This window comes from Chitinophaga sp. CC14 (genome assembly GCF_048957795.1).
Classification (GTDB): Bacteria; Bacteroidota; Bacteroidia; order Chitinophagales; family Chitinophagaceae; genus Chitinophaga; species Chitinophaga ginsengisegetis.
Window position 1 is genome coordinate 1983949 of record NZ_JARBFY010000005.1, and the last position, 26708, is coordinate 2010656.

Here is a 26708-nt window from a genome sequence, read left to right on the forward strand (position 1 = left end):
CGTCTTTTTAAGACTATTTTTTTACGATGATAATATCTTCCTGTGTCAATGCCGGTAAACGTTTGAATTTCAGCAGCAGCTGTGCTACCGCCAGTACATCCTTCTGGCAATAGGCGGCAATACGTTCCAGGTCTCTTTCCTCCCAGTATACCTTGCCTACCATGCTGCCGTCTATATCGTCTTTGGGTGTATCAATACCCATTACGGCGGTCAGGAGTTTCAGGGAAATATAATGTTTAAAGTCCCCGAAGCGCCACAGTTGCAGGGTATCGAGCATGGGAATTTCCCAGGGTTTAAATCCGTGCAACTGTAAAGGCTGTGGCAAAGATAACTGATGGATAACAGACCTCCTGCAAATAAAAGGAATATCAAATTCTTTGATGTTATGCCCGGCAAACTGGAACCGGGGGTATTTCGCATAGAATTTATTGATTAATTCTAAAAATCCTGACAGCACAACTGCTTCATCATCATCATAAAACGATTTCAGCCTTAGCTGGTACCTGTTATTTTCGAGACTGAAGAAGCCTACCGAAATACACACAATTTTCCCAAACTCAGCGTAGATGCCAGCCCTGTCAGCGTATGCTGAATCTTCATTTCCCGAAACTGGCGCAGTTTTTGTAATTTTCTCCCGCCAGAGCTGTTGCATGTCTTCAGATAAGTGCTCTATAGCTGGAGCCGCCGGTGTTGTTTCTATGTCCAACAGTAATAATTGATCTAATGCAATATTTGGAAGCACGATTGAAAAACAGTTTTATAGCTATTTATAAAATATGAATATTATAAGTACTTTTGAATAACAATTTTTAACCATATAACAATAAACATAAAACTCACAACTATGACGGAGAACACTTTTAATTCACCTGCACCGGGATCACCCGGACCAGAAAAACCACGTAGCCGGAACGGTCTAATTTACGGTATTTTAATTGCAGCATTAGCGGGTACCTGGATATATATGTTGTACGATAAAAATAAATCCAATGAGCAAATCGTTCAAAAAAGTACCCAGATAGATTCGATTTCTTCTTCCCGTGATGCACTGCAACAGGAATACAATGCAGCCAATGCCCGCCTGGATGATCTGGTTTCGCAGAACACCCGGATGGACAGCCTGGTTAAAACAAAAGATAAAGAAATACAGGATATGAAAGCCAGGATCTCCAGCATCCTGACCAATAAAAATGCTACGCAGGCACAGCTGGCGGAGGCCCGTCGCCTGATTGAGCAGCTGAAATCCAATATTGAAGGTTACTCAGAAACTATTGAACGCCTTGAAGGTGAAAAAATAGTGCTGGCAGGTGAAAGAGATTATGCACGTAAAGAGCGCGACTCTGTGTCTACTGTGAAGGATAGTCTTAACAAGAAAGTAGACCTGGGTTCCGTACTGCACGCATCCAACATTAAACTGTTACCGATCCGTGTAAAGAACAACGGTAAAGAAGTGGAAACCAGCAAAGCAAAACGCGCAGATATGATGCGGGTTATCTTTGACCTGGACGACAACCGCATTGCACCAACCGGTGACAAAGAAATTTTTGTAGCCATCACTGCTCCCGATGGAGCTCCTCTGGCTGTAGAAGCGCTGGGTTCCGGCCGTTTCACACTGGAAGATGGTACCGAGAAATTATATACTGCTAAGAAAACAGTTGCTTACACTACTGGTCAGAAACAAACAGTAAGTATGGACTGGAAACAGAACTCCGATTTCAAAGTAGGCGATTATGCTGTTGAAATCTATCACAATGGTTTCAAAATCGGACAAGGTAAAGTAACATTGAAAAAAGGCGGCTTGTTTTAGTAGCAATCAGCTTTAGTGATAAAGGCAATGGCCGGAGTGAAAGTACGTTCTTTCGCTCCGGCCATTCGCATTTATAGCGGTTTTACAGCGGGTTCATGGTGTTTTTTTCGCTTATCTGATTTGTTAATGATTAGTTATTGCCAAAAAGATATATATAAAAATAAAATTAAATTAACGTTCTTTGCTTCACAATTAAAGATAGCCGGAGGCCACTGCACTCCCTTGACCAATGCTTAAGAAGAGAATGTGACAGGCATATAATGCCGGTTTAGCCCGTGTTTACAATTAAGGAGATTGATTTCAGCAGCTTGTTATCCCTGAAGTCAACGTCCTTTATTTGACAGAAAACGGTCCCAGATAATTCGCTTCTTGACATCGTCTCTTGTGCACCTTTTGTTATTATCGGATAAGATAAGAAGCCCAATTAAAACTGAAGCATGGAAGACATGAATAAAATAGTGTACGTTGTAGATGACGATGAAATATTTCATTTCATCATCAAAAAAATGTTGGGGCACCAAAGCGATCACCTGGTAGTTACCTCTTTTCTCTGTGCAGAAGAGGCCCTGGAGCAGCTTTCCAGTACCCCTCAGCCTACCTTACCCTCTCTTATCATTCTTGATATGAATATGCAGCGAATGAATGGCTGGGATTTTATTGAGGCATACAGAGGATTGAAAACTTCTCTTAAAAGTACCATCCCGATTATTATGTGCTCCTCCTCTGTGGATGTACGCGATATGCAAAAAGTGCAGCATACGCCGGAGCTGATGGCGTACATTACAAAACCGCTCGATAAGAATAAACTGAAAGTAATAGAGGAGTATCTGTAAGATATAAAAACACCATTAAAAAAGAAGCGAATGATCGGTTGATCATTCGCTTCAATTATTTTCAGCTATTTATCTTTTACGCTAAAACCGCGCTGCCGTACATTTCTTCACGCAGTGCTTTCACACGTTCATCGGCCAGGTACTCATCAAAGGTCATCAATCTGTCGATGATGCCTTTAGGCGTCAGTTCAATAATACGGTTTGCTACTGATTGCATGAAGGTATGGTCATGGGTAGTGAACAACACCACGCCTTTGTAGTTGATCATACTTTCGTTGAAAGACTGGATAGATTCCAGATCCAGGTGGTTGGTAGGCTCATCAAGTATCAGCACATTCGGATCCTGCAGCATCATGCGGCTGGTCATGCAACGTACTTTTTCACCACCACTCAGCACGGAAGTTTTCTTCATGATCTCATCTCCGCCAAATAACATTTTACCGAGGAAGCCACGCAGGAACGGCTCATCCACATCAGTTACATGTGGTGGTACGTATTGACGCAGCCAATCCATCAGGTTCAGGTCTTTATTGGTAAAGAAGGCAGCGTTGTCGTTTGGCAGGTAGGCACTGGTAACAGTGGTACCCCATTCAAACTTGCCGCTGTCGGCCTTTGCTTCATTGTTGATTACTTCAAAGAAGGTAGTGAGTGCCAGGTGATCTTTAGACAGGAACGCGATCTTATCTCCCTTGTTAACGGAGAAAGTAACATCTGTAAAGAGTTTGCGGCCATCCACCAGTTTTTCCAGTTTCTCTACGTTCAGGATCTGGTTACCTACTTCGCGCTGTTGCTTGAAGATGATACCCGGATACTTACGGTTAGAAGGCTGGATATCTTCCACCACCAGTTTTTCGAGGGCTTTCTTACGGGAAGTAGCCTGTTTACTTTTGGAGGCGTTGGCACTAAAGCGGGCGATAAAGTCCATGAGGTCTTTACGCTTATCTTCCATTTTCTTGTTCTTATCTGCAATCTGGCGGGCCATCAGCTGTGATGATTCGTACCAGAAGGTGTAGTTACCACTGAAGATCTGGATCTTCGCGCGGTCCACATCTGCCACATGCGTACATACGGCATCGAGGAAGTGACGGTCGTGGGATACAACGATCACGATATTTTCGTAGTCGGCCAGGAAGTTTTCCAGCCAGCCAATGGTTTCCACATCAAGGTCGTTCGTAGGCTCATCCAGCAGCAGGATATCAGGATTACCGAACAGCGCCTGTGCAAGCAGTACCCGCACTTTAAGGCTACCGGCAATGTCTTTCATGAGCGTGCCGTGCATTTCTTCCTTCACACCCAGATCGCTCAGCAGTACGCCCGCATCGCTTTCTGCGGTATAACCGCCCATTTCGCCATACTCAGCTTCCAGTTCGCCTGCGCGCATACCGTCTTCTTCGGTAAAGTCTTCTTTGGCGTAAATAGTGTCCCTTTCGTGCGCTATTTCCCAAAGTTTCTTATTACCCATCAATACGGCATTCAGTACGGTAACCTCGTCAAACCCAAAGTGGTTCTGTGTGAGCACGCTCATGCGCTCACCGGGGGTGATTTCCACAGTACCTTTATTCGGTTCTATTTCACCGGACAATATCTTCAGAAAAGTAGACTTACCTGCTCCATTGGCCCCAATCACACCATAACAGTTCCCTTTTGTGAAATTGAGGTTTACTTCGTCAAACAATACTCTCTTACCAAAAGAGAGCGTTACGTTTTTAACACTGATCATGCTGGCTATGTAAATTTTGAAGCTGCAAAGGTACTGATTTTATGCGGGGTTTCCAAGAAGACATCCTACCAGACATATCGATAAAAAAACAATGATAATCATCTTTGTAACAGCATTTTATACATTCACTATGCCTAACCTTATCAGCAGTAAGCAAAAGCGGTCATTCCTCTTCTGCTGTTAACCCATTCATCATGAAAGAGTTGTCTCATATATGCTTTCTATACGTATCTTTAGCGCATAAAAATGGAACCGCATGACAGCATATAAAGAGATATTTGAGAATAACAAACGTTGGGTAGCTTCCAAAATGGCCACGGACGAGGAGTTTTTCGAGAAGATGGCCGATTCCCAGAAACCAGCCTATCTGTATATTGGCTGCAGCGACAGCCGCGTTCCCACCAATGAAATCATGGGACTCGAAGCAGGTGAAGTTTTTGTACATCGCAATATTGCCAACCTTGTTCCCAACACCGACCTCAACGTGATGGGTGTGATCAACTACGCGGTGGTACATCTCGAAGTAAAACATATCATTGTATGCGGTCACTACAACTGCGGCGGCGTAAAGGCGGCCATGCAGGCGAAAGACCTCGGCATCCTCAACCCCTGGCTGCGCAACATCCGCGATGTTTACCGCCTCCATATGGACGAACTCAACGCTATAACGGATGAGCATACACGCTACAACCGCCTCGTTGAACTGAATACACAGGAACAATGCATCAACGTGATCAAAACCGCAGCGGTGCAGAAATCATACGTGGAAAAAGGGTTCCCTACCGTACACGGCTGGGTGTATGATCTGAAAAACGGCATGCTGAAAGACCTGGAAATAGACTTTGAAGGTGTATTGCATGAAATTCAGAAGATTTATGACTTAACAGGTTCCGGCCTGATGCAAAAAGACAACGACTAATCATGGGTCCGATAGGCATATTCGACTCCGGCTACGGCGGCTTAACCGTACTCAAAGAAATAGTAGCGGAACTCCCGCAATACGATTATATCTACCTGGGCGATAACGCCCGCGCACCTTATGGCAACCGTGGCTTTGATACCATTCACGCGTATACGCTGGAATGTGTGCAGAAACTGTTTGCAATGGGTTGCCCGCTGGTAATACTTGCCTGTAACACCGCTTCGGCCAAAGCGCTGCGTACCATTCAGCAAAAAGATCTGCCCAATATAGCCCCTGATAACCGGGTGCTGGGCGTGATCCGTCCTACTTCTGAAATGGTGGGCACCATCACACAAACCGGTGAAGTAGGCATACTGGCCACCAACGGCACCGTATCGTCCGAATCTTACCCGCTGGAAATCCAAAAGTTTTTCCCGCACGTAAAAACACATCAGCTGGCCTGCCCTATGTGGGTACCGCTGATTGAAAATAATGAACACGAAAACGAAGGTGCAGACTACTTTGTAAAAGAGTACCTGGATAAAATATTGCTGCCCTCACCCGGCATCGATACCCTGGTACTTGGCTGCACCCACTATCCCCTGCTGATGAAAAAGATTAAACAGTTTTTACCAGGCGGTATCACTGTTTTGTCGCAGGGAAAAATTGTGGCGCACAGCCTGAAAGATTATCTGAAACGCCATCCTGAAATGGAAAGCAGGTTGAGTAAACAACAGCAGCGTACTTTTTATACAACCGATGACCCGGCCATTTTTGATAAAATGGCGGAGATCTTTTACGGTAAAACAGTAACATCTGCAAAGATGCTCACCAAATAAATAAAGCCTGCCGGCAAATGATACCGGCAGGCTTTACATTTTTATTTCTCTTCTTTATTTTCCCTCGAGCTTTAACAGGAACGAATACTCCAGCGCCACTTCCTCCAGTGCTTTAAATCTTCCGGAAGCGCCACCGTGGCCGGCTTCCATATTGGTATGCAACAGCAGTAAATGATGATCTGTTTTCATTTCCCTTAGCTTCGCCACCCACTTGGCCGGTTCCCAGTACTGTACCTGTGAATCGTGCAACCCGGTGGTGACCAGCATATTCGGATATGCCTTCTGCTCCACATTATCGTAAGGAGAATAGGACTTCATGTAATCGTAAGAATCTTTATTTTTTGGATTGCCCCACTCATCAAACTCACCGGTGGTGAGCGGAATACTTTCATCGAGCATGGTGGTAACCACATCTACAAAAGGCACCTGTGCTACAATGCCGTTGAACAACGTAGGCTCCATGTTGGCTACAGCGCCCATCAGCAAGCCACCTGCACTGCCGCCCATCGCATAAAGATGTGCCGAGTCGGTGTAATGCTGCTGTACCAGGAATTTGGCGCAGGCGATGAAATCGGTGAAGGTGTTTTTCTTTTTAAACATCTTGCCGTCTTCATACCACTGCCGCCCCATTTCCTGGCCGCCACGGATATGTGCAATAGCAAAAGCAAAACCACGATCCAGTAAACTTAGCCGCGTAGAGCTGAAAGTAGCATCCATGCTGTTGCCGTAAGAACCGTATCCATACAGTAATAACGGGCCCTTGCCATTTTTCTCAAAGGTTTTCTTATACACAATCGACACCGGGATTTTGGTACCATCTGTGGCAGTAGCAAATAATCTCTCTGTGGTGTAATCTTTCGGATCATAACCGCCCAGTACTTCCTGCTGGCGTTTCAGTTCACTGGCGCCTGTTTCCATGTTGTAATCATACACAGAGTTGGGCGTGATCATGGAAGTATAGTTATACCGCAGTTCTTTGCTGTCCATTTCCGGGTTACTGCTAACGGAAGCAGTGTATGCGGTTTCTGAAAAGGGCAGGTATTTTTCCGTATGGGTTTTGTCGTTGATGATCCGGATATGCGTTAAACCGCCTTTTCTTTCTTCCAATACCGTATACTCTTTAAACAGCTCCACTCCTTCCAGCAATACATCGCTGCGGTTGGGGATCAGCTCTTTCCAGTTTTGCCGGGAAGTTTTATCCAGCGCGGTTTCCATCAGTCGGAAGTTGAGTGCATTCCAGTTGGTGGTAATGTAGAATTTATCATCACGGTGATCCACGTGGTACAGCATCTCTTTTTCACGCGGGTGGAAAATGCGGAATTCTTCATTGGGTTTGGCCGCATCCAGGATCCTGCTTTCAGACGACAACGTACTTTCGCTGTTGATAATAATATACTTACCGGATTTTGTTTTGGATACCTCTACATTAAACGTTTCATCGGCTTCATGATACACTTCCTTGTCGGTTGCAACGCCCAGTGAGTGCCGCATGATACGATCGGCCCGGAGGGTAACGGTATCTTTGCGGGAATAGAACAGGGTTTTATTATCACTGGCCCAGGTGCTGCCGGCGGTGGTTTCATGGATTTCGTCTTTCAGCAGTTCGTTTGTTTCCAGGTTTTTGATCCGGATGATATAACGTCTGCGGCTTACCGTATCTATTCCGTAGGCGAGTAATTTCGCATCGGGACTTACACTCAATCCCGCTACCTGGCAATAGGCGTGGCCTGCAGCCAGTTCGTTTACGTTCAGGATCACCTCTTCCGGCGCTTCCAGGCTCCCTTTCTTACGGCAATGCACGGGGTACTCTTTCCCTTCTTCATAACGGGTATAGTAATAATAACCGTTTTTAAGATAGGGTACACTCATATCTGTTTCCTTGATCCGGGATTTCATCTCGGTGAAGAGTTTTTCGCGGAGCTTTTTTTCGGGCGACAGGATAGTGTCGAGGTAGGCGTTTTCTGCGTTCAGCCAGGACAGTACTTTCGGATCTTCCCGGTTGTTCATCCAGTAATAATTATCGATCCGTTTGTCGCCGTGGATGCTGAGTTCTTTAGCTATCTTTTCCGCTACAGGAGGTTTTATATCGGCCTGGTCATTCATAGTATTTTTCTTTTGATTACAAGACAAAAGCACCGTTCCCAAAAGCAACCAACAATTACCCTGGAAGTTTTTAAACATAGGAGATAGATTTAAATAGTAAGGTTTTAACTCAAAAGCATTACAAATTACGAATTCTCCTTACACTATTTTCATATTCACCGGGTCCCAGTTGATCAGTTTTTTGCTGAAGTAGCTTTCATTTGTTACCAGGGCTGGTCCTGCGGCGCGGAGACCAAATACGGCATCTTCCACCACTGGTTTACCGGAGCGCATGGATTCAAAGAAGTTGGTGAAGTGGTCCAGGCGGTCGTCGTATCCTTTGGGAGAAGCAAAAGCGCTGGAGGTTTCCACTGTATTCCGTTTATCTGTAGGGTATTTGGCGTTATACTCCTGCACGTACTGCGCCTGTTGTTGTTTGGTAAACGTGTTATAGGTATCCCAGCCACCATAGCCCGGCGCTTCCGGCAGTTTGTGTTTTTTGATTTTGAAATCATTCCAGCCCAGTTCCAGCACGCCGTCGGTACCAATAAAACGGGTGTATTCACCGCCGCCGCTGCCATCGGCAAAATTCACGCGGAGTGTCATCTGGAAGGCGGGATGTTCTTTTGTTTCGGGGTAGTCGAAAATGGCTACTACCACATCCGGCACGTCGCGGCCATCTTTCCATTGTACCAGGTTGCCGCTGGCGTAAATGGAAGTGGGACCGAGCGACCCGGTAATGAAATGCAGTCCGGAGATGAGGTGTACAAACAGATCTCCGGGGATACCGGTGCCATAGGCGCGGTAATTACGCCAGCGGAAGAAGCGTACCGGGTCGAAAGGCATTTTGGCTGTATCTTTCAGGAAGGTGTCAAAGTCTACGGTAGCGGGTGAAGCATCCGGCGGGATGGAATATTGCCAGGCGCCGAGTGCGCTATGGCGGTCCATCCTGGCCTCTACCACGTTCAGTTGTCCTATTTCGCCTGCCTGGTAACGTTTACGCGCTTCTGCGAGGGCCACGCTGCTAACGCGCTGGCTGCCCACCTGGAAAACGGCTTTGGTGCGTTGCTGTGCGGCAATTACTTTATGCCCTTCTTCTATCTGCTGTACCATCGGCTTTTCACAATACACGGCTTTACCGGCTTCCATTGCGGCAATGGCAATGGTATCGTGCCAGTGGTCGGGTGTAGCTACTATGATGGCGTCTATATCTTTTCGTTTCAGTAGTTCGCGGTAGTCGCGGGTGGTGTATACCTGCGGACCGAATACGTCTTTCACTTTGGTAAGGTGGCCGGTGTACAGATCAGCAGCGCCCACAAATTCCACTCCCGGCACTTTGATGGCGGTTTCCACATCCCCGAATCCCATGATGCCCATTCCTACACAGGCGATCCGGATTTTGTCGTTCGGAGCGATCCTTTTTTCAGGCTGTAATATTTCTACGTGTTCCTTTTCTTTTGCGAGGGCCGCCAGCTGGCCTATTCCGAGCAGTGCGGCAGTGCTGCCGATGTGTTTGATAAACTTTCTGCGTGATTGTTCTGACATATGTTCTCTGTTTTACATTGCGTGGAAAAAACACATGATAGTAAAAAAATTTAGAAAGATAAAGTTCGATGGATGAGCGGAGGGTGCGGAGGTTGTCTTACTCAGGATTAAACTGATTAAGCTGATTAGATTGATTTTATTTTGGGGGATTTTGTAAATGATTGGGGGAGATGATATTGGTTTTGGGATTTTTTTGGAAGATTTCTACTTTTTGGGAGAACAAATAAAAAAAAGAAAGGAGATAAGAATGGATATTCCATTCTCATCTCCCTAATATCATAAAAGAAAAAATCAATGTAATCCGCTTAATCAGTTTAATCCTGAGTAAGACAAACTCCGCTATTTCTCGGAAGAAAATCCTGCGCCAATAAACTCCCGGTTGAGGCGGGCGATATTGGTGAGGGAAATTTCTTTCGGGCATTCAGCTTCGCAGGCGCCGGTATTGGTACAGCTACCAAAACCTTCCTTATCCATTTGCGCAACCATGTTGAGGGCGCGGGATTGTTTTTCTGGCTGGCCCTGTGGCAGCAATGCCAGCTGGGAAACTTTTGCAGATACGAACAGCATGGCAGAAGAGTTCTTACAAGCTGCTACGCAGGCGCCGCAACCGATACAGGCAGCAGCCGCAAAAGCCAGGTCAGCTTTGTTTTTATCTACCGGTAAACAGTTCGCATCCTGTGCGTTACCTGTATTTACGGAAATATAACCACCTGCTTCAATGATGCGGTCGAAAGCGGATCTGTCTACTGTCAGATCTTTAATCACCGGGAATGCGCCTGCTCTCCAGGGTTCTACCGTAATGGTATCGCCATCTTTGAAAGCGCGCATGTGCAGCTGGCAGGTAGTAGTACCATCCCACGGACCGTGTGCGCGGCCGTTGATATGCATGGAGCACATACCGCAGATACCTTCGCGGCAGTCGTGGTCAAATGCTATTGGTTCTTTGCCTTCATTGATCAGCTCTTCATTCACTACATCAAACATTTCCAGGAAAGACATTTCAGAAGAAATGTTTTTTGCCTGTAATGTTTCAAATCTACCCTGATCGTTTTTGTTTTTCTGCCTCCACACTTTTAATGTGAGGTTCATGTTATAATGTTCCATATACCTTGGACAATTATTTGATTTATAATCCTGGCTAACCGTTAAACAGTTTACCAATAACCATTATTTGTAGCTACGCTGTGTTGGTTTACATTCAACGAATTCCAGCGGTTCTTTGTGCAGTTCATACTGGCCATCGCCTTTGTATTCCCATGCAGATACGTAGCTGAAGTTTTCGTCGTCACGTTTTGCTTCCCCTTCATCTGTTTGTGATTCTTCGCGGAAGTGGCCACCACAGGATTCGCGGCGGTTCAACGCATCGATGCACATTAATTCGCCCAGTTCCAGGAAGTCGGCCACGCGACCGGCTTTTTCCAGTTCGGGGTTGAATTCATTGGCTTCACCGGGAACGCGAACATCTTTCCAGAACTCAGCACGCAGCGCTTTAATTTCTTCGATCGCTTCTTTCAGGCCCTTTTCATTACGCGCCATACCGCATTTGTCCCACATGATCTTACCCAGTTTCTTGTGGAAGAAATCGACAGATTTGGTGCCTTTGATGTTGATGAACTTATTGATGGTTTCCCTCACTTTATTTTCTGCCTCTACGAAAGCAGGGTGGTCGGTAGGGATTGCCTTTGTGCGGATTTCATCTGCCAGGTAGTTACCAACGGTGTAAGGAATCACGAAGTAACCATCTGCCAGGCCCTGCATCAGTGCAGATGCACCGAGGCGGTTAGCGCCGTGATCAGAGAAGTTTGCTTCTCCCAGGGAATATAAGCCGGGAACGGTAGTACCCAGTTCGTAATCCACCCAGAGGCCACCCATTGTGTAGTGTACCGCAGGATAGATACGCATGGGCAGTTCGTAAGGATTTTCACCGGTGATTTTGGCGTACATGTCGAACAGGTTACCATATTTCTCGGCTACTACTTCTTTACCCAGTTTAATAATTTCTTCTTTGGAGATATTGGAGAGCTGGCGTTTACCCACTTCAATATTACCATAACGTTCGATGGCTGCGGCAAAGTCGAGGTATACTGCCTGTTTGGAAGTACCTACGCCATAACCGGCATCGCATCTTTCTTTTGCTGCACGGGAAGCCACGTCGCGGGGAACGAGGTTACCGAATGCAGGATATCTTCTTTCCAGGTAGTAATCCCTTTCTTCTTCGGGGATCTCACTGGCTTTGCGGGTATCGTTTTGTTTTTTGGGTACCCAGATACGGCCATCGTTACGCAGTGATTCTGACATGAGGGTCAGTTTCGACTGGTGATCGCCGGAAACCGGGATACAGGTAGGATGGATCTGTGTGAAGCAGGGGTTAGCGAAGTAAGCGCCGTTCTTGGTAGCTTTCCAGGCGGCAGTTACGTTAGAACCCATTGCGTTGGTAGACAGGTAGAACACGTTGCCATAACCACCGCTGCAGATCAGCACGGCATGACCGAAGTGGCGTTCCAGTTCGCCGGTGATCAGGTTACGTGCAATGATACCGCGTGCTTTACCATCGATTTTCACGATGTCGAGCATTTCGTGGCGGTTATACATTTTCACGTTACCCAGTGCTACCTGGCGTTCCAGTGCGGAGTAAGCGCCGAGGAGCAACTGCTGACCGGTTTGACCGGCGGCATAAAAAGTACGCTGTACCTGTGTACCACCAAAAGAGCGGTTACTTAACAGGCCACCATATTCACGTGCAAAGGGAACACCCTGTGCCACGCACTGATCTATAATATTACCGCTCACTTCTGCCAAACGGTGTACGTTGGCTTCACGGGCGCGGTAGTCACCACCTTTTACTGTGTCGTAGAATAAGCGGAAAACAGAGTCACCGTCATTCTGATAATTTTTTGCCGCATTGATACCACCCTGGGCAGCAATACTGTGTGCGCGGCGCGGACTATCCTGAAAGCAGAATGCTTTTACTTTATATCCCAACTCTCCTAATGAAGCCGCTGCTGAAGCGCCGGCCAAACCAGTACCAATGATAATTACTTCCAGGTTGCGCTTATTGGCAGGGTTCACCAGTTTACAGTGTCCTTTATAGTCTTCCCATTTGGAATTTAATGGTCCGGCAGGAATTTTTGCGTCAAACATATATCCTTACTTTACAGAATTATTTGAAATAGATTACAACGGGGATGATAGCAAAACCGATAGGAATTGCGATACCAAACAACCATATGCCAATGAAGCTGAGTAAGCCGTTGTATTTTTTATGATTTAAACCAAAGGTCTGACAGGCGCTTTTAAAGCCGTGGATCAGGTGGAAAGACAGACCGATCATACCGATCACGTACAATGCTACCAGCCAGCCATTCTTGAAGGTTTCATAAGATAAAGCATACAGGTCTTTCAGCGGTTCAATGCTGCCTTCATAAGTGCGGGTGGGCATCTCCGTGTAGTGGAATTTCCCCCAGAAGTTAACCAGGTGGATAACGATGAAGATTAAGAGGATACTTCCCATAATGGCCATCTGACGACTGAACCAGGAAGATGTCTGATTACCCGGGTTCACGGCGTATTTCACCGGACGGGCTGCTCTGTTGCTGAATGTGAGCTGGAGCGCAATAAACGCGTGCAGCAGGATCACAATTTTCAGCCCCCAGGCAATAAACTGAATCAGGCTGTTGTGTCCCATAAACGCAGCGTATGCGTTAAAGGCCTTGCCTTCGTCGTTGTACAACAGCTGGAAATTACCTGCCAGGTGTACAATAACAAAACTGCAAAGAAACAAGCCGGTAGCACCTACCAATAACTTCTTACCGATAGAGGTATTAAAGAACTGTGACCACTTCATAAGTAAAATTCTAAGCTTCCTAGTATAAAAAGATGTTTGAAATGTCGGGCAAATTTAACGCAGGAAAAATAAAAACCAAATGATATTTATCAGGTTTTCATACGCATATATTATTATTCACATTCATTACGCATTTATAATCATCTAAACACGCATAATATCTTTCATTTTGTAATGAAAATTAATATTATTCCAGCCGTTTTAACATGATATTATCCACCATATTAAACAGGTGTAATGGTTGATAGGTACGCCATTTATCATCATCGAGCAGGTGAACATAGTAGTGCAAACGTGCTCTCTCAAACTCTTCGCGGGTTTGTATTGGCATGTTGAGGCTTACGATCCAGCCGCCTTCATCGCGGATATCTTCCCACCATTCTTCATAATAACAATCATCGGAAGAATGGAAGTTCATTACATTTTCCGTGATGAGAATATATTTTGTGATGCCTTGTGCGATGAGGGTATCGATGATGTTGCGCTTCATAGTCATGATGTCGTTATCAATCGCATCATTCCATTCTCCCAGTAATTCTATGATGGCGAAGTTAAACTGGTAATCTATGAAGAGAATTTTCATGTACAGGTTGCGTGAGCCAAATTCATCCCACTGTGGATGTATATAATAGTTATACACCGAATTGGAATATTCAAACTCACTGTATTCCCTTCCATAAAACGGAGAGTACTCATCTTCTTCGGCGGTGTACAAATGCCGCCAGTTGTAATATGGCTCTATGTTATGCATACCTGGTTGCTGGGTACAAAAGTTTTAAAATCATTTTCCGGTAAAATCGTCCACTGCCTTTTTCACGCTGCCGGCCTTTAACAGCAGTTGTTGCGCCTGTTCGTAATCGGTGAGTGACAATTGTTCCATGAGCATTTTCACGCCGCGGTCTACCAGCTTTTCGTTACTGAGCTGCATGTTCACCATTTTGTTATCTTCTACCCTGCCGAGCTGGATCATCACGGCGGTAGACAGCATATTCAGCACCAGCTTCTGCGCAGTGCCGCTTTTCAGGCGTGTGCTGCCCGTTACAAACTCCGGTCCTACCACTACCTCCACGGGGAAGTCGGCCGCCGCAGATACCGGCGTATCCGGGTTACAGCTGATGCTGCCCGTTACAATACCGTGCTTACGGCATTCATTGAGGGCGCCTATTACATAAGGCGTGGTGCCGCTGGCTGCGATTCCCACCACCACATCTTTATCGGTTATATTATACGCCTGCAGATCTTCCCAGCCCTGTGTGCGGCTGTCTTCCGCAAACTCCACGGCTTTACGTATAGCCGTATCGCCGCCGGCAATCAATCCTACCACCAGTCCCTGCGGCACGCCAAAAGTAGGCGGGCATTCCGAGGCGTCTACCACACCTAAACGTCCGCTGGTACCGGCTCCCATATAAAACAGGCGGCCACCTGCCAGCATTTTATCTGCTACGGCGGTCACCAGTTTTTCTATTTGCGGGATCGCTTTTTCCACGGCTAACGGAACGGTCTGATCTTCTTTGTTCATGTTCGTCAGCAGCTCCTGCACGCTCATCTTTTCGAGGTGACGATAGTGTGAAGCCTGTTCCGTTACTTTTACAAATGACATATTGAATGGTTAAAAATGATTAACGATGATATTCCAGCAAACCTTCCATTGGCGTGCGCAGCACTTTGCCCATTGGCAATTCATAGAGTTCGCACAATTCACTGATGATGTCTCGGAAGTGCCAGGCAACCCCACCGGTAAAGTGTAGTGCGGTGGTCCAGCTTTCCCTGTATTTATAAATATGATTAAAGAAGAAGTCGTTCAGCCCGTCTTCCAGGATGTTCTGGATCATGTAGTGCTCGCGGTTCTCCGACAGAAACTCTGTAAACCCGGCCAGGTAGCGGTTGGCTAACGGCTTGCGGTATACGTTTTCCAGGATCTCATCTTTATTGGTATGGTACTTATATTCAAAGCGGGCGTGCAGGTCGGCATCAAAACTATGGTAAAGGTAATACTGGAGCACTTTACGCCCCAGGTAGGCGCCACTGCCTTCATCGCCGAGGATATAACCCAGGCCCGGATTGTTCTTCACCACTTCTTTCCCATCATAGTAACAGGAATTGGAGCCGGTACCTAAAATGCTTACCACGCCTTCCTGTGCGCCGCAAAGTGCGCGGGCAGCCCCCATAAGGTCGTGCTGTACATCAAATGCAGCAGCAGGCCATACCGCCTTTATAGCATCGGATACCAGCTGCAGGTTCTTTGGCTGCGACAGGCCCGTTCCATAAAAATATATTGCTGTTACCGGTTGGCCGGCAGGTAACTGTGGTACCAGTTCCTTTTCGAAAATGGCCTTGATCTGCTCCGCAGATTGAAAATACGGACTCACGCCCTGCGTTTTCAATATCAGCGGTTCCGCCGCGCCGAGCAAGCCCCATTCCGTCTTCGTAGATCCGCTGTCAGCAATTAACTTTATTCCAGCACCCATATCCGGTTATTTATGAAATTTAAGAATCCTAAAAGTTTGCACCCGATTTATGCTATTTTTGTCACAATTTAAACAAAAGGGGTTCATAAAAACAAATGGCCCCTTTAAGTTTAAGTGATGATGATACATGTATGCAGCAGATTGCTTTCCGCCAGGTGCTTTTGCTACATGGATACAAAGATTGGTCATATAAATTAGCGGGATAATAATCTGATTATGTCTAACAGGAAGTTGAATGTTTTTTTACCTCTTCTCTTTGCAGTTGTATTAGCCCTGGGAATGTTCCTCGGACATAAAATGCCTGGATCGAACAACGGAGGGGCCACTGTATTTTTTACCAAACCCAACAGGGGCCCGTTACAGGAAGTGATGGACCTGATCAAAGCGAAATATGTAGATTCACTTAATACAGATGATTTACAGCAGGAAGCCATAGAAGGGTTACTGACCCACCTGGATCCTCACTCCATATATATACCACCTTCTGAACTGCAACGGGTAAATGAAGATATGGAAGGTAACTTTGAAGGGATCGGGGTAGAATTCAATATCACTGCCGATACGGTGAACGTGGTGAGTGTGCTGAGCGGCGGCCCGTCTGAAACCGCAGGCGTACAAACCGGTGATAAGATCCTGAAAGTGAACGACAGCCTGGTAGCCGGCAACAGCATTACACCGGAAAAGATCCGCAAACTGCTGAGAGGCCCTGCCGGTTCCACCGTGAACACCATTGTATTAAGACAGGATAAAAAGATCACCATTCCCATCAAGAGAGGCGTTATTCCTTTGTATAGTATAGATGCCAGCTACATGGCAGCTCCTGGCGTAGGTTATATCAAGATCAGCAAATTTTCCGCCACTACCTACGATGAGTTTATGAAAGCCATCCGTCAGCTGGAAAAACAAGGCATGCAGAAACTGGTAATTGACCTCCGGCAGAACCCCGGCGGTTACCTGGATGCAGCCACCCGCATTGCCGATGAACTCATCGACGACCAGAAACTGATTGTATACACGAAGGGGAAAGACTTCCCCCGCACCGATTATAAAACGAAACGGCCGGGTCTTTTTGAAAGAGGCGCCCTCGCCGTACTTACGGACGAAGGCTCTGCTTCCGCCAGTGAAATCCTTGCAGGCGCCATACAGGACTGGGACCGTGGCACCGTTATTGGCCGCCGCACTTTTGGCAAGGGCCTGGTACAGGAACAGTACGACCTGGACAACGGAGGCGCGCTGCGTCTTACGGTAGCCCGCTACTATATTCCTTCCGGCAGAAGTATCCAGAAGCCTTATGGAAAAGGACATGATGATTATGATGACGACATCATTGAACGATACCACCATGGGGAAATGGTGAATAAAGACAGTATCAAAATAACCGATACCGTGCTTTATAAAACAGCAGCAGGCCGCCCTGTTTACGGCGGTGGCGGTATTACACCGGATATCTTCATTCCGTTTGATACTTCCCGTTTTACTCCTACTTTAACCGCTATTTATACCCGCAATACGTTCAGCAACTTTGCGTATCAGTATTATACCACGCACAGGGAAATTTTCAAATCTTATACGAACGCAGAGGCTTTCACCAAAAACTTCCAGACTACGCCTGAACTGATCAGCGACTTTAAAGCATACGCTAAAAAAGACAGCGTACCTGGCCTGGATCATCTTACTGCCCGTGACGAAACAGAAATCCGCACAAGGCTCAAAGCCATGCTGGCACGCCAGCTGTACAGAACAGAAGGTTTCTATGAGGCCATCAATGCAGAAGATCCTATGGTAAAGAAAGCGCTGGAAGTAGTGAGCAAGGAAAAGGGAGCATCACAGTGATCGCCTTCGGCGATGGAAATTGTCTTGGAGCAGGATTACGCTGATTATATTGATTAGCTTGATTTTTACTTTCTGAGTTTTATAAATGATTAAGGGAGATAGAAGTGGATATTCACTTTTATCTCCCTTAATCTTTAAAATCGAATATGATTAAATCCAATAAATCAGTATAATCAGCGTAATCCTGCTCCAAGACAATTTCCATCGCCGGAGGCGATCCTGCTACTGGTTTTTACGCTGCATCTTAGGCAATGACTGAACGATCAGGTCATTCATTACGTTCACTGCTTCATCGAGATAGATGTCTTTGGTTCTGATCCTGATCCAGTCCTTGTTACGGGCTATCTTGGAAGAATCGTTGCCAAATTTCTCCATATCAGATTTGATGTTTATGATATTGAGTTCTTTTACTTTATCATTTACTGCATCATATTTTTTGAGTGCAGCGGTATTTGTTTTTTGTTCTGTTTTATACGTCTGCAGGTTCAGGGAATAAGTTTCCTGTTTTTCCAGTTTCTTTAAAGTGTTCAGGTTTTCGTTGAGCAATTTGAAAGCTGCGCTGGAAGCCATTCTTTTTTCGCTGTTCTTTTTCAGAGATTCTGCATTTACCGGGTTATACCATGCGGTGAAGCTTGCGCGGGGGATTTCATCCCATGCCAGTGCATCGGAATCTTTACGTTCAGCTACTTCGTAGTATGGATCAGGCAATACAATATCTGAAGCCACGCCTTTCAGCTGGGTAGAACCTCCATTTGCACGGTAAAATTTCTGCTGGGTAAGTTTCAGTGCGCCGAGGCTGCCACCGTCTTTTACCGGGTAGAAATCATCCAGGTTGAAGAGACGCTGTACCGTGCCTTTACCAAATGTTTGGGTGCTGCCGATGATTACTGCGCGTTTGTAGTCCTGCATGGCTGCGGCCATAATTTCAGAAGCGGAAGCGCTGTATTCATTTACCATGATAGCCAGTGGTCCTTCGTATTGTACATTCTTATCGCGGTCGCGCAGTACTACAGCGTCGCCGCCACGGGAGCGTACCTGTACCACGGGGCCTTCCGGAATGAACAGGCCGGCCATCTGCACTACATCCTGGAGGGAGCCGCCGCCGTTGAAGCGGAGATCAAGGATAATGCCTTCCACATTCTCTGCTTTCAGCTTGGCTACCTCTTTGGCAACGTCTTCCGCGCTGCGGGCGCCGTTACGGTCGTTGAAGTCGGCATAGAATTCCGGCAGGTAGATGTAGCCTATTTTATGTTGTCCGTTGATGATCGCTGATTTGGCGAATGTTTCTTCGGTAACAATTTCATCACGGATGATGGTGATATCTTTAGTAGTACCGTCCACGCTTCTTACGGTCAGTTTTACGGGAGTACCTTTTTTACCACGGATCAGTTTCACCGCATCTTCTACGGGGTAACCGGTAATATCCACTGGTTCAGTATTTCCCTGTGCAACTTTCTGGATCACGTCGTTGGCTTTCAGTTGTCCCTGTTTCCAGCTCGGGCTTCCGGTAACGATGCTTACCACGCGGATTTTGTCGCCTTCTTCTTTCAGCTGTGCGCCGATACCAAAGAATTTACCGGCCATCTGTTCTTCGAACGCACGTTTTTCATCCGGCGGGAAGTAGTCGGTATGCGGATCCATGGTAGTGGTGATCGCATTCACATAGAGGTTAAAGCGGTCATTATCGTTCTGCCTGTTTTTCAGACGTTCAAAATAACGGTCGTACAGTTGTTTCACCTTTACGCGGGCTTCTGCTTCCAGTTCCACATCGGTTTTGGTTTTAATGCTGTCTTTCCCCTTATCTTTTTCTCTCATTTCCTGGAGATCGGTCAGTTTTTCCAGCGTACGGTATTTCAATACTTTGCGCCAGGCTTCTTTACGGGCATTTTCATCTGCAGGAAAATCCACTTTATCCGGGTCCAGTGTTACCTTTTCATCTACGGTGAAATCAAAAGGCTTGGACAGGATTTCAGGGTAGATCGCTGCTGCTTCAGCCACCCGTTGTTTGATCAGGGTGTTGATGCTGCGGAAACAGTCGATCGGTGCCCCTTTCAGTTCATCATCAATATGAACGGCGAGGGGCATAAGTTTATCCACATCTGTTTTCAGGAAAAATTTCTTTTCCGTATCCAGGCTACGCAGGTATTTATTAAAAACTTCGGTGGAGAATTTGTCATCTATTGCTTTGGGTTGATAATGCCCTTCTTTCAGCATCTGCCCCACCAGGTTCATGATCACCTCATAACGACCCGGAGGATCGTCATTATGTCCGAGCTTATTAAAAGCCAACACGCCTGCGGAGATGCTAAGCAGCACAACCGGTATAATCACTTTCAGTCTCATATGTATCTCAATTGAACTTAAACGTTGTCAAATCAAATATAAAATAAAATCACCCGTCGGTCGTGCAATTTATTTCCTTTTAACAAAAAATTGGGCCAAACGGGCACCAGGCGAGATACATGGCTGAAAAGCGTTGTTTTTCCCGCCCGCTACAGTACCTGTGAGGGTGTGGTTACCGGCTGTCGACGTATCCACGAAGTATCTACGAAGCATCCACGAAGGAACCCCGCCTGAAAGGTGGACCTGAAGTAAACGATTAAGGTGGCTGGAATGTTTTATTCTTTCACCAGCTTATACACCGCTCCTTTAAATCCGCTGCTGCCGGAAGTGCTGGCAAGCATATATAATTCGCCCTGTTCATCCTCTCCCCAGCTGAGGATCTGGAGGTTATCTGCCGGGCGACCGGTGAGTTCCAGCGGAGCGCTGGTCCATTTTTGCCCGTTGGGCGTGAGTACAAAGGCTTTCCCGTTATAATCGCCGAAAACATATAATCCTTTCAGCGCCGGGATGGCGCTGCCGCGATATACATAGCCACCGGTGATACTTATCCCCACATCGTGGCTGTATTCGTGGATAGGTGCAATCAATGCCGACTTGTCCGCACCCGCAGGCACGTTATAGTCATGAGTGCCTTCCAGGATGCGCCAGCCGTAGTTGCCTCCTTTGGTGATGATGTCTACTTCTTCATACTTATTCTGTCCTACGTCACCGGCAAAGAGCATCCTGGTGGTTTTATCGAAGGAAAAGCGCCAGGGGTTGCGAAGGCCATAGGCCCATATTTCAGGCCGGGTGTCGGGCCGGTTAACGAAAGGATTATCCGGAGGGATAGAATAGGGTGTTCCATTGACATTTATTCTTAATATTTTACCCAGTAAAGTATTGAGGTTCTGGCCGTTGCCAATAGTGCCATGTTTATCACCGCCACCGCCGCCATCACCAAGCCCCACATAGAGGTAGCCATCGGCCCCAAACTGCAGCTGCCCGCCGTTATGATTGGATTCCGGTTCATCCACTTCCAGTACAATCCTTTTGGAGGCGGTATTAGCCACATTTGGATTTCCTGCTGTGGTGGTAAACTCTACCAGGCGGCTGGTGTGATCGAAGCCGGATCTTTTAGCAGGCGAGCTATAGTACACATAAAACTTGTGATTCGATTTAAAATCGGGGTGAAAGGCCATCCCTAACAGCCCGCGTTCATCATATCCCGGATTTACGGAAATCATATCGCTGCTTACATCCAGGAAAGGGGTGGGAAGCAGCTTGTTTTGCTGCACGATCCATACTTTCCCTTCTTTCTGACAGAAAAATAACCTGCCGGTACCATCCCCGGGCACGGCCATATTTACCGGAGATATGAACTGGTCTGTTACCAGCTGCAGCTTCGCTTTCCGGGGCGCATTAGCCGGAGGCTCAGGACCATCATCATTGGAATTATTGCCCGCACAGGCAAATTGTATGAATATGGCCGGTAATAAAGCCCGGAAAATAAGGGTATGTATTTCCATAGAACTGCGGTATTAATGCAGAATAAATATAACCCAGAAAGCCGAAAGGAAGAAGTGATTGTGGTGAGCGGTGAAGCGGATTGCCTGATATTCTGCCGTCGCCGTTTCTGATTTTTGTACCTTCGCAAAAAACTCATCAGGTTGGACACTACGGCACCGAAAAAGAACGACCCATACGCTTCGCTACGCTTTCCGGAATTCAATTATTACCTGGTAATCCGCTTTGCGCTTGTATTTGCGCTGGCCATGCAATTTGCCATTATAGAATGGAAAGTATATGAAATTTCAAAAGATCCCTTCTCACTGGGATTGATAGGTTTGGCAGAAGTAATTCCTGCCGTGTTGCTGGCGCCGTTTGCCGGGCATATGGTAGACAAACGTGAGAAGCGGGGCATGCTCCTCTATTGTGTGATTGCTTATCTTTTTATCAGCTCGGGGTTATTCCTGTTAACCTGGGACCGTGCAGTGGCGGGCGTTTCAAAGCACTGGGTGCTTAACCTCATTTACCTGCTGGTTTTCCTGGGCGGCATTGTGCGGGCCTATACAAGTCCTTCTAACTTTACCCTGATGTCGCTGCTGGTGCCGCGTGAATTATACGCCAACGCCTCTACGTGGAGCAGTTCTGCGTGGCAGATAGGCGGTGTGCTGGGACCTGCGCTGGGCGGGCTTTTCATTCACTGGTTCGGGGTACACTGGTCGATGTTGATGGTAGTATTTATTTTCCTGGCGCCCTTATACAGTTTGCTGAAGATAAAGCCCAAGCCGGTTTATTATAAGCCGAAGGGCGAGAGTTTTGTGACTGGTCTTACTGAAGGAATGCGGTTTGTATGGAAAACCAAAGTGGTATTGAATGCGATGGCGCTTGATATGTTTGCAGTGTTGTTTGGCGGTGCGGTAGCGATGTTACCGGCATTTGCCACAGATGTACTGCATGTGGGTTCCCTGGGTTATGGATTGCTGCGTTCCGCCCCTGCGGTGGGTGCGCTGGTCACCATGTTTATACTGGCCCATAAGCCATTGGTGAACAAACCGGGTATCAAGCTGCTGGCGGCGGTATTCGGCTTTGGTTTAACCATTATATTGTTTGGTCTTTCCACAAGCTTTTACCTGTCGATGTTTGCGCTGCTGATCAGTGGCGCGCTGGATGGTATCAGTGTAATCATACGGCAAACGATCCTGCAGTTAAAAACGCCGGACGATATGCGCGGGCGGGTAGCATCAGTAAGTTCCATGTTTGTGGGTTCTTCCAATGAGCTGGGGGCCTTTGAAAGCGGTTTTATGGCCAGGGCAATGGGTTTGGTGCCGTCGGTAGTGTTTGGAGGATGTGTTACGCTGGGCGTGGTGATCACCACTTACATTATTTCACCGGCTATGCGCAAGCTGGATCTGAAGCCTTAGCAGGCGGCGGTTAGCCTTTAACAGCGCTAACCGCCTTTACCTATAAATCCATCTTTTCTTTTAACTTTTCCAGTACATAATAAACAGCCGGGCAAACGGTGCTGTTTTCGTAGGTGATCTTCGGGCGTTTAAAAAAGTCGTAACTATCTGTGTAGGGATAGTTGGCGCAATCGCCGGGGCGTACATCATAGATGCCGCAGTAGTTGTCGGCGCCCAGGAAGGGGCACGGCGTGAACTTCACCACATAGTCTTCATCCTTATCAAGCCGGAGGTAGGTTTCAATGAAATCGCCTTCCTTCATGCCCAGGTGCTTTGAGATGCGCCTGATATCGGGCCCTTTAAAACGGGGGCTGATGGTTTTGCAGCAGTTACCGCACTGGAGGCAGTCGATTTTACTGAATGCTTCCTCATGCAGATCCGGCAACAGCTTCTCCACTCCTTTTCCACGGCGGGTTTGCAGTTTTGCGAGGAACTGTTTATTCGCTTTTTGCTTATCCTGGGCCTTCTGTTCCCAGTCTTCTAATATTTTGCTCATTTGGTGCAAAGATAGGTAAATAGTCTGTGGACAAAATTATGACATATACACCCATCCCTGAAGTATCATTTATCACTGTTTTCCCCCGCCAGTATTGATTGTTTGGCCGTTGCTTAAAATCTGCATAGCTTTGCGCATTCTATTTCAAATTACCTGCTTACATCATGAATCTTTTTGATATTCAACAAAATGAATTCGTGCACCGTCACATAGGGCCGAATGAAAGAGAGACCAACCAGATGCTGGAAACCATCGGGGCCTCCAACCTGGACCAGCTGATCAGCAAAACCGTTCCGGGCGCCATCCGTATGCAACAGCCACTGGCTATTCCTGCAGCGATGAGTGAAAGTGATTATCTCCGTCATCTGAAGGACATATCACTGAAAAACAAAGTATACCGCAACTATATTGGCCAGGGTTATTTTGATACGATTACACCAAGTGTTATTCTGCGTAATGTATTTGAGAATCCAGGATGGTATACCCAGTATACGCCGTACCAGGCAGAAATTTCCCAGGGCCGCCTGGAAAGCCTGCTGAACTACCAGACAATGGTATGTGATCTGACAGGACTGCCAATTGCCAATGCTTCCCTGCTGGATGAAGCCACTGCCGCAGCAGAAGCCATGACCATGTTCTTCAATGCGCTGAATAAGGATCATGACCATGTAACCAGACCTAAATTTTTTGTAGATAACAACGTATATCCGCAAACGCTGGATGTAATTTATACCCGCGCTACCCCGCTTCACATTGAAGTAGTGACAGGCGATTACAAAACTGCTTCCTTCGACGAACTATATTTCGGTGCGCTGATCCAGTATCCCGACAACGTGGGTGCTGCAGCCGATTACCGTGCTTTCATTGACCAGGTACACGCAGTGGGCGCATTTGTAGGTGTGGCAACAGACCTGCTGGCACTGACCCTGCTTACTTCCCCTGGTGACATGGGCGCTGATGCCGCCTTTGGTTCTGCACAACGCTTTGGTGTTCCATTGGGCTTTGGTGGTCCGCACGCTGCTTTCTTTGCCGTAAAGGACGATTTTAAACGTTCTATCCCCGGCCGTATCATCGGTGTGAGCATTGATGCCAATGGCGGCCGTGCGCTGCGTATGGCACTGCAAACCCGTGAACAGCACATCAAACGTGAAAAAGCAACTTCCAATATCTGTACTGCACAGGCATTGCTCGCCAATATGGCCGCCATGTATGCTGTATATCATGGTCCGGAAGGGCTGAAAAATATTGCTACCCGTATTTCCCTGCTCACCAATACACTGGCGGGTAAGCTGAAGGCTAAAGGTCTGAAGCTGGCGTCAGACAGCTTCTTCGATACTATCGTAGTTGAAGGCGCTGATGTAAAAGATGCTGCAGAAGCACTGGGTATCAACTTCCGTTACTTCGCCAATGGCAATGTGGGTATCTCTCTTGATGAAACCACTACCATTGCTGATGTAAACGACATCCTGCACGTATTTGGCGCGGGTACTACAGATGCAGCAGCCGTTTCCGGTGGTACCACCGGTATCCCTGCCGATCTGCAACGTACTTCTCCTTACCTGCAATATCCTGTATTTAACAGCTATCACAGCGAATCGCTGATGATGCGTTACCTGAAGATGCTGGAAAACAAGGATCTTTCCCTGAATACTTCCATGATCTCCCTGGGTTCCTGCACCATGAAGCTGAATGCAGCTACCGAGATGATTCCTTTGAGCTGGGCACACTGGAGCAAAATGCATCCATTTGCACCGAAAAACCAGGTAGGCGGCTATTTACAGATGGCTGAAGAACTGGGAGAATACCTCAGCAAAATTACCGGCTTCGACGCATGCAGCCTGCAGCCTAACAGTGGCGCACAGGGTGAATACGCCGGCCTGCTGGTGATCCGCGAATACCAGAAGAGCAGAGGTGAAGGCCACCGTAATGTAATGCTGATCCCGATCAGCGCCCACGGTACCAACCCCGCATCTGCAGTAATGGCAGGCTTCAAGGTAGTGATTGTAAAAGCGCTGGAAAACGGCTACATCGATGTAGACGATCTGAAAGCAAAAGCAGCCACCTACAGTAAAGACCTCGCCGGTATCATGATCACTTATCCATCTACCTATGGTGTATATGAAGAAAGTGTAAAAGATATCTGCGCTACAATACACGAACACGGCGGACAGGTATACATGGACGGCGCCAACATGAACGCCCAGGTAGGTTTAACCGCACCCGGACTGATTGGCGCAGACGTTTGTCACCTGAACCTGCATAAAACTTTCGCTATTCCTCACGGTGGCGGCGGTCCCGGCATGGGCCCTATCTGCGTAGCAAAACACCTGGCGCCATTCCTGCCAGGACACGTTACGCTGAATGACGGCAAGCCATCCAACGCCGTATCTGCAGCGCCATTTGGTTCTGCCAGCATCCTGCTGATCTCTTACGCTTACATCCGCATGCTTGGATTCAATGGCGTTAAACAGGCGTCTGAATTTGCTATCCTGAATGCCAACTATATGAAGGCAAGACTGGAAAAAGCATATGACATCCTGTATACCGGTGTTAACGGTACCTGTGCGCATGAATTCATTGTGGACCTCCGTCCGTTTAAAGCAGCTGCCGGTATTGAAGCGGAAGATGTGGCCAAACGTCTGATGGATTATGGCTTCCACGCTCCTACCATGAGCTTCCCGGTTCCGGGCACTATCATGATTGAGCCTACTGAAAGTGAGGATAAAGGTGAGCTGGATCGCTTCTGCGATGCGCTGCTGGCTATCCGTGAAGAGATTCGTGCGGTAGAACTGGGACAAAGCGATAAACAAAACAACGTACTGAAAAATGCACCGCATACCCAACAGGTGATCACTGCCGATGAATGGACCCGTCCATACAGCCGTCAGCAGGCAGCATTCCCGCTGGAATATGTGAAGGCAAATAAATTCTGGCCTTCTGTTAGCCGTATCAACAATACATTCGGCGACAGGAACCTGATCTGTACCTGCGAACCTGCAAGTGCATATGAGGAAGCAGCGGTATAAGCTGTTGGTTTAAATATTAAAAGAGAAGG

Annotated in this window: 20 protein-coding genes; 7 read left to right on the forward strand and 13 right to left on the reverse strand. The window is 47.1% G+C overall.

Annotated elements, in window-relative coordinates; all coding sequences use genetic code 11:
• Positions 1-13: 13 nt before the first annotated feature.
• Positions 14-706 carry a ribonuclease H-like domain-containing protein gene (locus tag PV783_RS27480; RefSeq protein WP_227024494.1) on the reverse strand — a complete coding sequence of 231 codons (693 nt, stop codon included), beginning with the start codon at positions 704-706 and terminating at the stop codon, positions 14-16.
• A 138-nt stretch (positions 707-844) separates the two neighbouring features.
• On the opposite strand from PV783_RS27480, the gene PV783_RS27485 reads away from it, so the two are divergent.
• Together PV783_RS27485 and PV783_RS27490 are read left to right on the forward strand one after the other, a co-directional pair.
• Positions 845-1807, forward strand: a complete 963-nt coding sequence (locus PV783_RS27485) for a hypothetical protein (protein ID WP_079470440.1) — start codon at positions 845-847, stop codon at positions 1805-1807.
• Between the two features lie 437 nt (positions 1808-2244).
• A complete protein-coding gene (locus PV783_RS27490; protein WP_079470441.1) occupies positions 2245-2640 on the forward strand; it encodes a response regulator in 396 nt (131 codons plus the stop codon).
• Between the two features lie 76 nt (positions 2641-2716).
• Here PV783_RS27490 and PV783_RS27495 read toward each other — a convergent pair whose 3' ends face one another.
• A complete protein-coding gene (locus tag PV783_RS27495) occupies positions 2717-4360 on the reverse strand; it encodes an ABC-F family ATP-binding cassette domain-containing protein (RefSeq protein WP_079470442.1) in 1644 nt (547 codons plus the stop codon).
• A gap of 256 nt (positions 4361-4616) precedes the next feature.
• Between PV783_RS27495 and PV783_RS27500 the strand changes: the two genes are divergently transcribed.
• Together PV783_RS27500 and murI are read left to right on the forward strand one after the other, a co-directional pair.
• Entirely contained in the window at positions 4617-5279 is a 663-nt protein-coding gene (locus tag PV783_RS27500; RefSeq protein WP_079470443.1) for a carbonic anhydrase, read from the forward strand.
• A gap of 2 nt (positions 5280-5281) precedes the next feature.
• Complete coding sequence (gene murI / locus PV783_RS27505) at positions 5282-6100, forward strand: glutamate racemase (protein WP_079470444.1); 819 nt, start codon at positions 5282-5284, stop codon at positions 6098-6100.
• A gap of 54 nt (positions 6101-6154) precedes the next feature.
• Here murI and PV783_RS27510 read toward each other — a convergent pair whose 3' ends face one another.
• The 8 genes from PV783_RS27510 to PV783_RS27545 form a co-directional block, all read right to left on the reverse strand.
• A complete protein-coding gene (locus tag PV783_RS27510; protein ID WP_420990365.1) occupies positions 6155-8203 on the reverse strand; it encodes a S9 family peptidase in 2049 nt (682 codons plus the stop codon).
• A 138-nt stretch (positions 8204-8341) separates the two neighbouring features.
• Positions 8342-9727: a Gfo/Idh/MocA family protein gene (locus PV783_RS27515; RefSeq protein ID WP_111577717.1), complete on the reverse strand. Its 1386-nt coding sequence runs from the start codon at positions 9725-9727 to the stop codon at positions 8342-8344.
• Between the two features lie 339 nt (positions 9728-10066).
• Positions 10067-10831 carry a succinate dehydrogenase/fumarate reductase iron-sulfur subunit gene (locus PV783_RS27520; RefSeq protein ID WP_079470447.1) on the reverse strand — a complete coding sequence of 255 codons (765 nt, stop codon included), beginning with the start codon at positions 10829-10831 and terminating at the stop codon, positions 10067-10069.
• A 63-nt stretch (positions 10832-10894) separates the two neighbouring features.
• Entirely contained in the window at positions 10895-12868 is a 1974-nt protein-coding gene (locus PV783_RS27525; protein WP_420990366.1) for a fumarate reductase/succinate dehydrogenase flavoprotein subunit, read from the reverse strand.
• Positions 12869-12887: 19 nt separating this feature from the next.
• On the reverse strand, positions 12888-13571 hold the full coding sequence (locus PV783_RS27530; RefSeq protein WP_079470449.1) for a succinate dehydrogenase cytochrome b subunit: 684 nt from the start codon (positions 13569-13571) through the stop codon (positions 12888-12890).
• A 187-nt stretch (positions 13572-13758) separates the two neighbouring features.
• Positions 13759-14322, reverse strand: coding sequence for a hypothetical protein (locus tag PV783_RS27535; RefSeq protein ID WP_079470450.1), 564 nt, complete (start codon positions 14320-14322; stop codon positions 13759-13761).
• A gap of 30 nt (positions 14323-14352) precedes the next feature.
• Positions 14353-15171: an N-acetylmuramic acid 6-phosphate etherase gene (gene murQ / locus PV783_RS27540; protein WP_079470451.1), complete on the reverse strand. Its 819-nt coding sequence runs from the start codon at positions 15169-15171 to the stop codon at positions 14353-14355.
• Positions 15172-15190: 19 nt separating this feature from the next.
• Entirely contained in the window at positions 15191-16039 is an 849-nt protein-coding gene (locus PV783_RS27545; RefSeq protein WP_336386753.1) for a BadF/BadG/BcrA/BcrD ATPase family protein, read from the reverse strand.
• Positions 16040-16255: 216 nt separating this feature from the next.
• Between PV783_RS27545 and PV783_RS27550 the strand changes: the two genes are divergently transcribed.
• On the forward strand, positions 16256-17872 hold the full coding sequence (locus PV783_RS27550; RefSeq protein WP_420990367.1) for a S41 family peptidase: 1617 nt from the start codon (positions 16256-16258) through the stop codon (positions 17870-17872).
• A 222-nt stretch (positions 17873-18094) separates the two neighbouring features.
• On the opposite strand, the gene PV783_RS27555 is transcribed toward PV783_RS27550, so the two are convergent.
• Positions 18095-20215: a carboxy terminal-processing peptidase gene (locus PV783_RS27555; RefSeq protein WP_079470454.1), complete on the reverse strand. Its 2121-nt coding sequence runs from the start codon at positions 20213-20215 to the stop codon at positions 18095-18097.
• A gap of 275 nt (positions 20216-20490) precedes the next feature.
• A complete protein-coding gene (locus PV783_RS27560; protein ID WP_420990368.1) occupies positions 20491-21720 on the reverse strand; it encodes a PQQ-dependent sugar dehydrogenase in 1230 nt (409 codons plus the stop codon).
• A 141-nt stretch (positions 21721-21861) separates the two neighbouring features.
• On the opposite strand from PV783_RS27560, the gene PV783_RS27565 reads away from it, so the two are divergent.
• Positions 21862-23118, forward strand: a complete 1257-nt coding sequence (locus PV783_RS27565; protein ID WP_079470456.1) for an MFS transporter — start codon at positions 21862-21864, stop codon at positions 23116-23118.
• Positions 23119-23158: 40 nt separating this feature from the next.
• On the opposite strand, the gene PV783_RS27570 is transcribed toward PV783_RS27565, so the two are convergent.
• Positions 23159-23653 carry a YkgJ family cysteine cluster protein gene (locus PV783_RS27570; protein ID WP_079470457.1) on the reverse strand — a complete coding sequence of 165 codons (495 nt, stop codon included), beginning with the start codon at positions 23651-23653 and terminating at the stop codon, positions 23159-23161.
• A 164-nt stretch (positions 23654-23817) separates the two neighbouring features.
• Here PV783_RS27570 and gcvP point away from each other — a divergent pair, with 164 nt between their 5' ends.
• The gene (gene gcvP, locus PV783_RS27575) at positions 23818-26679 is read left to right on the forward strand and encodes an aminomethyl-transferring glycine dehydrogenase (RefSeq protein WP_079470458.1); all 2862 of its coding nucleotides are present in this window, start codon (positions 23818-23820) and stop codon (positions 26677-26679) included.
• Positions 26680-26708 lie beyond the last annotated feature (29 nt).